Source organism: Streptococcus sp. 1055 (assembly GCF_013276815.1).
Lineage (GTDB): Bacteria > Bacillota > Bacilli > Lactobacillales > Streptococcaceae > Streptococcus > Streptococcus pseudopneumoniae.
This window is the reverse complement of record NZ_VMLT01000089.1, coordinates 1-10,598: the sequence shown is the minus strand read 5'-3', so window position 1 is coordinate 10,598 and position 10,598 is coordinate 1. Positions and strand designations below refer to the sequence as shown.

Annotated in this window: 11 protein-coding genes, 1 other RNA gene and 2 pseudogenes; 12 read left to right on the top strand and 2 right to left on the bottom strand. The window is 40.2% G+C overall.

The genetic code is table 11. From position 1 onward, the window contains the following. The coding region (locus HT699_RS08050) for an IS630 transposase-related protein (protein ID WP_214646885.1) at positions 1–94 on the bottom strand (94 nt) is incomplete at its 3' end. Positions 95–366: 272 nt separating this feature from the next. Between HT699_RS08050 and comW the strand changes: the two genes are divergently transcribed. The 10 genes from comW (at position 367) to HT699_RS08000 (ending at position 7,828) form a co-directional block, all read left to right on the top strand. Further along, positions 367–603 (top strand): sigma(X)-activator ComW, encoded by a 237-nt coding sequence (gene comW, locus HT699_RS08045; RefSeq protein WP_000939541.1) that lies wholly within the window; start codon positions 367–369, stop codon positions 601–603. Positions 604–833: 230 nt separating this feature from the next. Next, a complete protein-coding gene (locus HT699_RS08040) occupies positions 834–2,120 on the top strand; it encodes an adenylosuccinate synthase (RefSeq protein WP_001832534.1) in 1,287 nt (428 codons plus the stop codon). Positions 2,121–2,320: 200 nt separating this feature from the next. After that, entirely contained in the window at positions 2,321–2,788 is a 468-nt protein-coding gene (gene tadA, locus HT699_RS08035; protein WP_138699243.1) for a tRNA adenosine(34) deaminase TadA, read from the top strand. Positions 2,789–2,820: 32 nt separating this feature from the next. Continuing rightward, positions 2,821–2,917: signal recognition particle sRNA small type (gene ffs, locus HT699_RS08030), an RNA gene on the top strand. A gap of 56 nt (positions 2,918–2,973) precedes the next feature. Further along, entirely contained in the window at positions 2,974–3,417 is a 444-nt protein-coding gene (locus tag HT699_RS08025; protein ID WP_172934241.1) for a dUTP diphosphatase, read from the top strand. After that, positions 3,377–3,934, top strand: coding sequence for a histidine phosphatase family protein (locus tag HT699_RS08020; RefSeq protein ID WP_172934240.1), 558 nt, complete (start codon positions 3,377–3,379; stop codon positions 3,932–3,934). Before HT699_RS08025 ends, HT699_RS08020 begins: the two co-directional genes overlap by 41 nt. A gap of 13 nt (positions 3,935–3,947) precedes the next feature. Continuing rightward, positions 3,948–5,309: a DNA repair protein RadA gene (gene radA, locus HT699_RS08015; RefSeq protein ID WP_077804517.1), complete on the top strand. Its 1,362-nt coding sequence runs from the start codon at positions 3,948–3,950 to the stop codon at positions 5,307–5,309. Positions 5,310–5,381: 72 nt separating this feature from the next. Beyond that, on the top strand, positions 5,382–5,879 hold the full coding sequence (locus HT699_RS08010) for a carbonic anhydrase (protein WP_061771362.1): 498 nt from the start codon (positions 5,382–5,384) through the stop codon (positions 5,877–5,879). A 20-nt stretch (positions 5,880–5,899) separates the two neighbouring features. Beyond that, on the top strand, positions 5,900–6,715 hold the full coding sequence (locus tag HT699_RS08005; protein WP_138699993.1) for a PrsW family intramembrane metalloprotease: 816 nt from the start codon (positions 5,900–5,902) through the stop codon (positions 6,713–6,715). Between the two features lie 144 nt (positions 6,716–6,859). Beyond that, on the top strand, positions 6,860–7,828 hold the full coding sequence (locus tag HT699_RS08000) for a ribose-phosphate diphosphokinase (protein ID WP_000010159.1): 969 nt from the start codon (positions 6,860–6,862) through the stop codon (positions 7,826–7,828). 56 nt (positions 7,829–7,884) lie between these two features. Here the strand turns inward: HT699_RS08000 and HT699_RS07995 are convergent. After that, positions 7,885–8,732, bottom strand: a pseudogene (locus HT699_RS07995) (IS630 family transposase). Positions 8,733–8,844: 112 nt separating this feature from the next. On the opposite strand from HT699_RS07995, the gene HT699_RS07990 reads away from it, so the two are divergent. Continuing rightward, complete coding sequence (locus tag HT699_RS07990; protein ID WP_172934239.1) at positions 8,845–9,816, top strand: Rpn family recombination-promoting nuclease/putative transposase; 972 nt, start codon at positions 8,845–8,847, stop codon at positions 9,814–9,816. 295 nt (positions 9,817–10,111) lie between these two features. Continuing rightward, positions 10,112–10,510: pseudogene (locus HT699_RS07985) on the top strand (helix-turn-helix domain-containing protein); the annotation flags it as partial. Between the last annotated feature and the right edge of the window lie 88 nt (positions 10,511–10,598).

The window sequence follows — 10,598 nt, the reverse complement described above, 5'->3', positions numbered from 1 at the left end:
CGCCAACATCAAAAACCTTAGCTGCCTCGACATGGCTGTGCCCCTCTTTGATGTAATCTAATGCTCGCTGTTTAAAATCTGTACTATATGCCATAGCTTTATTATAACATGCTTGTTTGAAACTAAGCAACTATACTATGCGTTTTTCTTATTTTAAGATTTTTACCTCAACTCTCTTTTAGTATTTAACGCAGTTAATAAGGTCTATAATAGTCTAATTTAGGTAGTAAATTTGTTCCTATTCTGTCAACTTTTCCTATTTTTTATCTTATTGAGGTTGGTATTTGTACAATTCAGGAATTATTAATGATTAATTAAAATTTTTTGTTAGAATAAGTTCATAAAAAAGAAAAGGAGTATTTGATCATGTTACAAAAAATTTATGAGCAGATGGCGGATTTTTATAGAAATATTGAAGAAGAGTATGGTACTGTATTTGGTGATAATTTTGACTGGGAACATTTTCATTTTAAATTTTTAATTTATTATTTAGTGAGATATGGTATTGGGTGTCGTAGGGATTTTATCGTTTACCATTATCGTGTTGCTTATCGTTTGTATCTTGAAAAGATGATAATGAAACAAGGTTTTATTTCTTGTTGAGATAGTCTGAGTTAATTTCCGAACAAATTTACTTTTTTATGGCAATATAACAATAAATAGCTGGTAATTTTTCTAAAACATTTTTTAATAGTTGGAAATAGCAAATCTTTCTATTGTTTCTTCTTGATAAAAAGGCGATTTTTTCTTATAATAAATTGTAAGATATAATTGCAGGTGAGAGTCCTGCCATGTATGTGAGAAAGGAAGAGCCTGAGGGCTCAGACAAGATTATGACTTCAGTTGTTGTTGTAGGTACCCAGTGGGGTGATGAAGGTAAAGGGAAGATTACAGACTTCCTTTCAGCGAATGCAGAAGTGATTGCACGTTACCAAGGCGGTGATAATGCAGGGCACACGATTGTGATTGATGGTAAGAAATTTAAGTTGCACTTGATTCCATCTGGAATTTTCTTTCCTGAGAAAATCTCTGTTATTGGGAATGGTATGGTTGTAAATCCTAAATCGCTTGTAAAAGAGTTGAGCTATCTTCATGAGGAAGGTGTAACAACTGATAACTTGCGTATTTCTGATCGCGCGCATGTCATTTTGCCTTATCATATCGAGTTGGATCGTTTGCAAGAAGAAGCTAAGGGCGACAATAAGATTGGTACTACAATCAAGGGAATTGGTCCAGCTTATATGGACAAGGCTGCTCGTGTTGGGATTCGTATCGCAGATCTTTTGGATAAAGACATTTTCCGTGAGCGTTTAGAACGTAACCTTGCTGAAAAGAATCGTCTTTTTGAAAAATTGTATGACAGTAAAGCCATTGCTTTCGATGATATTTTTGAAGAATATTACGAATATGGTCAACAAATCAAGAAGTATGTGACAGACACATCTGTTATCTTGAATGATGCGCTTGATAATGGTAAACGTGTACTTTTTGAAGGTGCACAAGGTGTTATGCTAGATATTGACCAAGGTACGTATCCATTTGTTACGTCATCAAACCCTGTAGCTGGTGGTGTGACAATTGGTTCTGGTGTCGGTCCAAGCAAGATTGACAAGGTTGTTGGTGTATGTAAAGCCTATACGAGTCGTGTAGGAGATGGTCCTTTCCCAACTGAATTATTTGATGAAGTGGGAGAACGTATCCGTGAAGTCGGTCATGAATATGGTACAACAACTGGTCGTCCACGTCGTGTGGGATGGTTTGACTCAGTTGTGATGCGCCATAGCCGTCGTGTTTCTGGTATTACTAACCTTTCATTGAACTCTATCGATGTTTTGAGTGGTTTAGATACAGTGAAGATCTGTGTGGCCTATGATCTTGATGGTCAACGTATTGACTACTATCCAGCTAGTCTTGAGCAATTGAAACGTTGCAAGCCTATCTATGAAGAGTTGCCAGGTTGGTCAGAAGATATTACCGGAGTTCGTAATTTGGAAGATCTTCCTGAGAATGCGCGTAACTACGTTCGTCGTGTGAGTGAATTGGTTGGCGTTCGTATTTCTACTTTCTCAGTAGGTCCTGGTCGTGAACAAACAAATATTTTAGAAAGTGTTTGGTCCTAAGAGATTTTTAAGATTTGTTTAAGATAGGTCGGGTATATTATAGACAGTTACAAGAAGACCTCCTAACTTGTTGTAACAAATATCCTAAACTTTTCTTTTTCATAATAATCTCCCTATAGAGTCACCGCATTCGGTGGCTTTTTTTGTGTTGGGATTCATGATATAATAATAAAATCGATAAGTAGGAAAAGAGAAAAGAGATGTATTATACGCTTGAAGAAAAAGAAGTCTTTATGAGGGAGGCTTTGAGAGAGGCTGAGATTGCTCTTGAACACGATGAAATTCCAATTGGTTGTGTGATTGTCAAAGATGGGGAAATCATTGGTCGTGGGCATAATGCGCGTGAGGAATTACAGCGAGCGGTTATGCATGCGGAAATTATGGCTATAGAGGATGCGAACTTGAGTGAGGAGAGCTGGCGCTTGCTGGATTGCACACTTTTTGTGACCATTGAACCTTGTGTCATGTGTAGTGGAGCGATTGGGCTTGCCCGCATTCCAAATGTGGTCTATGGGGCTAAAAACCAGAAATTTGGCGCTGCTGGAAGTTTGTACGATATCTTGACAGATGAGCGTCTTAACCATCGTGTAGAGGTTGAAACGGGAATTTTGGAAGATGAATGCGTAGCTATTATGCAGGACTTTTTTAGAAATAGACGGAAAAAATAATTTTGCTTTTAAAATGAATAGGAATGTGATATAATAAATAGTGGAGCAACAGTTCTGCGTGAAGTGGGTCAGGGGAGGAATCCAGCAGCCCTAAGCGATTTGAATTGTGTGCTCTTTTTTTGTGCTTTTTCCGAATAAATAAGATAGAATAATCTAGAATAAATGATAATAGAAAAGAGAAAATTATGAAAGTTCGTGGTTTTGAATTGGTTTCTAGTTTTACAGATGAGAATTTATTGCCCAAGCGTGAGACAGCGCATGCGGCTGGTTACGACTTAAAGGTTGCTGTGCGTACGGTTATTGCGCCAGGAGAGATTGTCTTGGTTCCGACAGGGGTTAAGGCTTATATGCAGCCGACTGAGGTTCTTTACCTTTATGATCGCTCTTCAAATCCTCGTAAGAAGGGCTTGGTCTTGATTAACTCGGTTGGTGTCATTGATGGGGATTATTATGGAAATCCTGGAAATGAAGGGCATATTTTTGCGCAGATGAAGAATATCACAGATCAAGAGGTTATTCTTGAAGTTGGGGAACGTGTTGTCCAGGCTGTCTTTGCGCCTTTCTTAATCGCAGATGGAGATGCAGCTGATGGTGTGCGGACTGGTGGATTTGGATCAACTGGGCACTAGGATGAAGATTATCTTTGTGCGTCACGGGGAGCCAGATTACCGTGAGTTAGAGGAGCGTTCTTATACGGGATTTGGGATAGATTTGGCGCCCTTGTCTGAGAAGGGACGGCAGCAAGCTCAGGAACTGAGCACCAATCCTTTACTCCTTTCAGCTGAAATAATCATATCTTCTGCAGTCACAAGAGCTTTAGAAACGGCTTCTTATGTAGTTTGTGCTACGGGACTTCCTTTGAGAGTGGAGCCATTATTACATGAATGGCAGGTCTATGAAAGTAGCACAGATAATTTTGAAAAAGCTCGTACTATGTTTCTAGAAAACAAGGGGGAGTTACTTCCTAATAGTCCTATTCAATATGAGACAGCTACGGAAATGAAGTCTCGTTTTTTAGAATGTATGTCTAAGTATCGAGAACATCAGACTGTGGTAGTTGTTGCTCATCGAATGCTCATGCGTCAGTTTGTGCCAAATGAGAAGATTGATTTTTGCCAAGTGATTGAGTGTGAGTTAGAGATATAGAAAGAGGTTTGTCATCGCAAAGAAAAAAGCGACATTTGTATGTCAAAATTGTGGCTATAATTCCCCTAAATATCTGGGACGTTGCCCCAACTGTGGGTCTTGGTCTTCTTTTGTGGAAGAGGTTGAGGTTGCCGAGGTCAAGAATGCGCGCGTGTCCTTGACAGGTGAGAAAACCAAGCCCATGAAACTAGCTGAGGTGACTTCAATCAACGTCAATCGAACCAAGACGGAGATGGAGGAATTCAACCGTGTACTTGGAGGCGGAGTGGTACCGGGAAGTCTTGTCCTCATTGGTGGGGATCCTGGAATCGGGAAATCGACTCTTCTCCTACAAGTCTCAACCCAGTTGTCCCAAGTGGGGACAGTTCTCTACGTTAGTGGGGAGGAGTCTGCCCAGCAAATCAAGCTACGAGCAGAGCGCTTAGGTGATATTGATAGTGAGTTTTATCTCTATGCAGAGACCAATATGCAGAGTGTTCGTGCAGAAGTGGAGCGTATCCAGCCAGACTTTCTCATTATTGATTCCATCCAGACCATCATGTCTCCTGAGATTTCAGGGGTGCAGGGGTCTGTTTCTCAAGTGCGTGAGGTGACGGCTGAGCTCATGCAACTGGCCAAGACCAATAACATTGCTATCTTTATCGTAGGGCATGTGACTAAGGAAGGAACCTTGGCTGGGCCGAGAATGTTGGAGCATATGGTGGATACGGTGCTTTACTTTGAAGGGGAGCGCCACCATACATTTCGTATTCTGAGAGCGGTCAAAAACCGGTTTGGCTCCACTAATGAGATTGGGATTTTTGAGATGCAGTCGGGCGGTTTGGTTGAGGTCCTCAATCCGAGTCAAGTTTTTCTAGAGGAGCGTTTGGATGGAGCGACTGGTTCCTCCATCGTTGTGACCATGGAAGGGACGCGTCCGATTTTGGCGGAGGTTCAGGCTTTGGTAACACCGACCATGTTTGGAAATGCCAAGCGTACGACGACAGGGCTTGACTTTAATCGTGCTAGCTTGATTATGGCTGTTTTGGAAAAACGGGCAGGCCTTCTCTTGCAAAATCAGGATGCCTATCTCAAATCTGCTGGCGGTGTCAAATTGGATGAGCCTGCGATAGACTTGGCCGTTGCTGTTGCCATTGCTTCGAGCTATAAAGACAAGCCAACTAATCCTCAGGAATGTTTTGTCGGAGAATTGGGCTTGACTGGGGAAATTCGGCGCGTAAATCGTATCGAGCAACGTATCAACGAAGCTGCTAAACTGGGCTTTACTAAGATTTATGTACCCAAAAATTCTTTGACAGGAATTACTCCACCCAAGGAAATTCAGGTCATTGGTGTGACAACGATTCAGGAAGTTTTGAAAAAGGTTTTTGCTTAATCTGTGACAAATTCTCTTAAAAATGATAAGATAGGAGAAATATTTGACTATCAAATTTTCAAGGAGGGAATCGTGTCGTATTTTGAACAGTTTATGCAAGCCAATCAAGCTTATGTTGCCTTACATGGGCAGTTAAATCTGCCACTTAAACCCAAAACTAGAGTAGCCATTGTGACCTGTATGGACTCACGTTTGCACGTTGCGCAAGCTTTGGGATTGGCACTTGGGGATGCTCATATCTTGCGGAATGCAGGTGGTCGAGTGACTGAGGACATGATTCGTTCGCTAGTTATTTCCCAGCAACAGATGGGGACAAGAGAGATTGTGGTGCTGCACCATACAGACTGTGGTGCTCAGACCTTTGAAAATGGACCTTTTCAGGAGTATTTAAAAGAGGAACTAGGTGTCGATGTGTCAGACCAGGACTTTTTGCCCTTCCAAGATATAGAGGAGAGTGTGCGTGAGGATATGCAACTGCTTATCGAGTCTCCCCTAATACCAGACGATGTCATTATCTCTGGTGCCATTTACAATGTTGATACAGGAAGTATGACAGTCGTAGAATTATAAATACTTCATTTAGAAAGAAAGTGTATGAAGAAAAGCAGTATTTTATTTTTATTTTATTGCTATGTATTGGTTTACAGTATGAAACCATCTACTATACGGACGGTTCGAGGTCAGGTGCGGAATATGGACTAATGGGAGTTTCTATCTTTCTACCTCTCTTTTACATGATTCCGGCTCTTTATTTTCTCTTCCGTATTGGGAAAAAATGGGAATTCCCAAAGAACGCCTTGATTTTGTCTTTATTGGGTGGGATGTTCCTTGCAGGATGGTTGTCTAGCTTTGCTAATACCTATATTCATGATTTACTGGGCGTTCTTTTCCCAGATAGTGCGTTTTTAAATGCCTTTGAAAGTGCTATTGTGGCTCCTTTGGTAGAAGAACCCTTGAAATTATTGCCACTTGTCTTTGTTTTAGCTTTGATTCCTGTGCGAAAATTAAAATCTTTGTTTTTATTAGGGATTGCTTCTGGTTTGGGATTCCAAATGATTGAGGATATTGGTTACATTCGTACGGATTTGCCAGAGGGCTTTGACTTTACTATTTCGCGAATTTTAGAGCGTATCATCTCAGGAATTGCCTCTCACTGGACTTTTTCAGATCTAGCTGTAGTAGGTGTTTACTTGCTTTACAGAGCCTATAAAGGGCAGAAGGTTGGCAAGAAACAGGGTCTTATTTTTCTAGGTTTAGCCTTGGGAACTCACTTCTTGTTTAACTCTCCTTTTGTTGAATTGGAGACAGAGTTGCCTTTAGCGATTCCAGTGGTTACGGCTATTGCTCTCTATGGTTTTTATCATGCTTATTGCTTTGTTGAGAAACACAATGAGTTGATGACCTAGAATATTTTTCAAAAGAATGATGCAAGGGTACAAATATGGTGCCCTTCTTTTATTTTTGATTGAAAAATAGTGCAAAAAGCGCTACAATGGTAGATGGAAAATCTTGTGAAAAGCACAAGCGATACATATATACCGGAGGAAATCATGTCTTTTTCTGATTTAAAGCTGTTTGCCCTTTCTTCTAATAAAGAATTGGCAGAACGTGTGGCGCAGGAGATTGGGATAGAGTTGGGGAAATCAAGTGTTCGCCAATTTTCAGATGGAGAGATTCAGGTCAACATCGAAGAATCAATCCGAGGGAAACACGTCTTTATCCTACAATCAACTAGCTCGCCTGTAAATGACAATCTGCTTGAAATTTTGATTATGGTGGATGCTTTGAAGCGTGCGAGTGCAGAATCTGTCAATGTTGTCATGCCTTACTATGGGTATGCACGTCAGGATAGAAAGGCGAGAGCGCGTGAGCCAATCACTTCAAAACTTGTCGCAAATATGCTTGAAGTAGCTGGAGTGGATCGTTTATTGACCATCGACTTGCATGCTGCGCAGATTCAAGGATTCTTTGATATTCCTGTGGATCATTTGATGGGAGCTCCTCTGATTGCGGATTATTTTGAGCGTCGTGGCATGGTTGGTTCGGACTATGTGGTTGTCAGCCCAGACCATGGAGGGGTGACTCGTGCTCGTAAGTTGGCAGAATTTTTGAAAACATCTATCGCTATCATTGATAAACGTCGTAGCGTTGATAAGATGAATACTAGTGAAGTCATGAACATCATCGGTAAGGTCGAAGGCAAGACTTGTATCTTGATTGATGATATGATTGATACGGCTGGAACGATTTGTCATGCGGCAGATGCTCTTGCGGAAGCTGGTGCTGTTGAAGTCTATGCAAGCTGTACGCACCCAGTGCTTTCTGGTCCTGCTATGGACAATATCCAAAATTCAGCTATTAAGAAATTGGTTGTTTTGGATACCATCTATCTGCCAGAAGAGCGTTTGATTGATAAGATTGAGCAAATTTCAATCGCTCATCTTCTAGGGGATGCTATCGTACGTATTCATGAAAAACGACCACTTTCTCCACTTTTCGGTATTGAGAAAAAAATTTAATGACCAAGCCTGAGATGGTTCTCAGGTTTTTTCGTCTTTTTTCCGAATAAATATAGTCAATTGAAACAAGAACAAGACAAAAGAGCCTCGTAAAAGGTATTGCAACTTGGTAATACCTTTTTGAGATGCTTTTTGATATGAGCCCATGTCTTCTCAATAGGATTGTACTCAGGTGAGTAGGGAGGAAGGGGTAAAAGTTTATGCCCAAACTCTTCACACAAGAATTCTATCCTAGCTATTCTATTGGAATCTTGCATTATCCATAATAATAACTGAGGGTGTATTTAATGTCGGTAAGAGAAATTTCTGAAACCAAGCTTCAAAAAAGTCGCTCGTCATTGTTTCTTGGTAAGTTATTGGAGCGATTAACTCACCATTTGTTAGCCCTGCAACCAAAGAAATCCCCTGATATCTTCTTCCAGAGACTTTACCTCCTATTAACTGACCTTTTGATGAGCGACCATATTCTCGATAAAAGTAAGTATCGAATCCTGTTTCATCAATATAAACAGGTGCTAAGTGCTTTAAACTATTAAAATTCTTAAGAAATAAGGCTATTTTTTCTGGGTCTTGTTCATAGTAGGTGTGGTTCTTTTTTTCGAGTGTACCCCATAAATTTGAGCGCATAGTGGATAGTAGTTGGATGACAGCCAAATTCAGAAGCTATTTCAGTCAAATAAGCGTCTGGATTGTCAGTAAGATAGTTTTTAAGTCTATCTCTATCAACTTTTCTTGGTTTTGTTCCTTTTACTTGATGGTTTAGCTCTTCTGTTCCCTCTTTTAGCCTTAACCAGCCATAAATGGTATTACGTGAGATTTGGAAAACCTGTGATGCTTTTGTTATACTACCTGTTCGCTCACAATAGCCGAGAACTTTTTTACGAAAATCTATTGAATATGCCATAAGAAGATTATACAACATTGTGTACTGTTTTTGGTTCATTTTACTATAGATAGAAGCAGTGAATCTAGCAAACCTAGATTTAAAAATGTGCTATAATGAAAGGAGAGAAAGAATGATTCTCAGACATCCGGGCATTAGCCCGACCAATGATTTGGTTGCTAAGAAGATTTTTAGCAATCCGGAAATCACTTGTCAATTTATTCGCGATATGCTGGATTTACCAGCAAAAAATGTGACCAATTTGGAGGGAAGTAATATTCATGTCTTGCCTTCCATGCCCTATTCGGCGCAAGATTTCTATACCAGTATAGATGTTTTGGCGGAGTTGGATAATGGTACGCAAGTTATCATCGAAATTCAGGTTCATCATCAGAATTTTTTCATCAATCGTTTATGGGCTTACCTTTGCAGTCAGGTCAATCAAAATCTTGAAAAAATTCGTCAACGAGAAGGTGATACTCACCAGAGTTATAAACACATCGCACCCGTTTATGCAATCGCAATCGTGGACAGCAATTACTTTTCAGATGACTTGGCTTTTCACAGTTTTAGTATGCGAGAGGATACGACAAGTGAGGTTTTAACTATCACAAATAACGGTCAGGAACATCATCTGGTCAAGATGGCGTTCTTGGAATTAAAAAAATACAGAGAAACCAGCAAAGACGAGGTTCGCAAGCCATGGTTGGAGTTTTTCGGCAACAAGCCCTTTACTCAAGACCCCGAACGAGCCATCAGCCAAGCAGACCAACTGCTGGACTACAAGAGCTGGTCCGAGGAGGACAGGGAGATGTTTAGTCAACTACGTATGCGTGAAGAACAAGCCTTACTCGCTCATGACTATGCATTGGAACAAGCGGAGGAAAAAGACTTAGAGCGTGGTCGTGCAGAGGGGATTGAACAGGGACTGGAGCGTGGTCTTGAACGTGGACGAGCTGAAGGGATTGAACAAGGGCGAGAAGAAGGCTTGGAACGTGGGAAACTTTTTGCCTTTCTGGATATGGTTCGCCAAGGACTTCTGACTTCCGAGGTTGCCAGCCATCAGCTGGGTATGAGCGTCGCTGAGTTTGAGTCCTTGCTATGAGGTCACATTTTTTTAATATAGTAGAAAGTTAATGAAATGGCGAGTTATTTCTAAAATACTTGTCATTTTTGCTTGACATTTGGAAGGGGGATAGGATAATACCATAGAAGTGAGTTCTGTCCAACTATCGATATGGATTAGATATGTGAAGTTTGACTCAAAGTTTAAGAAATTTGTGAGATTTTCACTTGGGAGATACGGTATTTGAAGGGTATTTCATCTCACAAAGGTGTTTTTTCAACCTTTTTTGAAAAAAATGAAAGCTCTTCTAGGCATAAGAAAACACCTCTGTGTTATACTTGTTGTTCAACCACAAACACAAGAAAGGCACAGAGATGCAAGACAATTATACTACAAAAGCCAAACAAAAGAAGGAAAATCAAATAGAGAAATTGCCTCTTTGCTTGGAAAAGCTCCTCAAACTATCCACACTGAAATCAAGCGTGAGACAGTCTGACAATGTCTTGGAAAAGGGCGCTTCAAAGAGGTTTATTCTACCGACTATGCTCAACAGTCTTATGAAAACAATCGCAGGCGCTCGGTCAAGAAATCAAGCTTAACCAAAGAACTAAAGGAAAAGATTCTCCACTATCATAATCAAAAGTTTTCTCCTGAAATGATGGTTATGGCTAAAGGGGTTAACGTGGGAATTTCAACCATTTACTATTGTATTCATAATGGAAAATTGGGATTAATACTAGACTAAAATCAAAAAGCATTATATAATAGTAATATGAAATCAACTAAAGAAGAAATCCAAACAATCAAAACACTTTTAAAAG

Bases quoted from the DNA above. Each gene is read 5' to 3' on its own strand.
- comW (WP_000939541.1), top strand. From the start codon at position 367: ATGTTACAAAAAATTTATGAGCAGATGGCGGATTTTTATAGAAATATT.
- HT699_RS08040 (WP_001832534.1), top strand. From the start codon at position 834: ATGACTTCAGTTGTTGTTGTAGGTACCCAGTGGGGTGATGAAGGTAAA.
- tadA (WP_138699243.1), top strand. From the start codon at position 2,321: ATGTATTATACGCTTGAAGAAAAAGAAGTCTTTATGAGGGAGGCTTTG.
- HT699_RS08025 (WP_172934241.1), top strand. From the start codon at position 2,974: ATGAAAGTTCGTGGTTTTGAATTGGTTTCTAGTTTTACAGATGAGAAT.
- HT699_RS08020 (WP_172934240.1), top strand. From the start codon at position 3,377: ATGGTGTGCGGACTGGTGGATTTGGATCAACTGGGCACTAGGATGAAG.
- HT699_RS08000 (WP_000010159.1), top strand. From the start codon at position 6,860: ATGTCTTTTTCTGATTTAAAGCTGTTTGCCCTTTCTTCTAATAAAGAA.
- HT699_RS07990 (WP_172934239.1), top strand. From the start codon at position 8,845: ATGATTCTCAGACATCCGGGCATTAGCCCGACCAATGATTTGGTTGCT.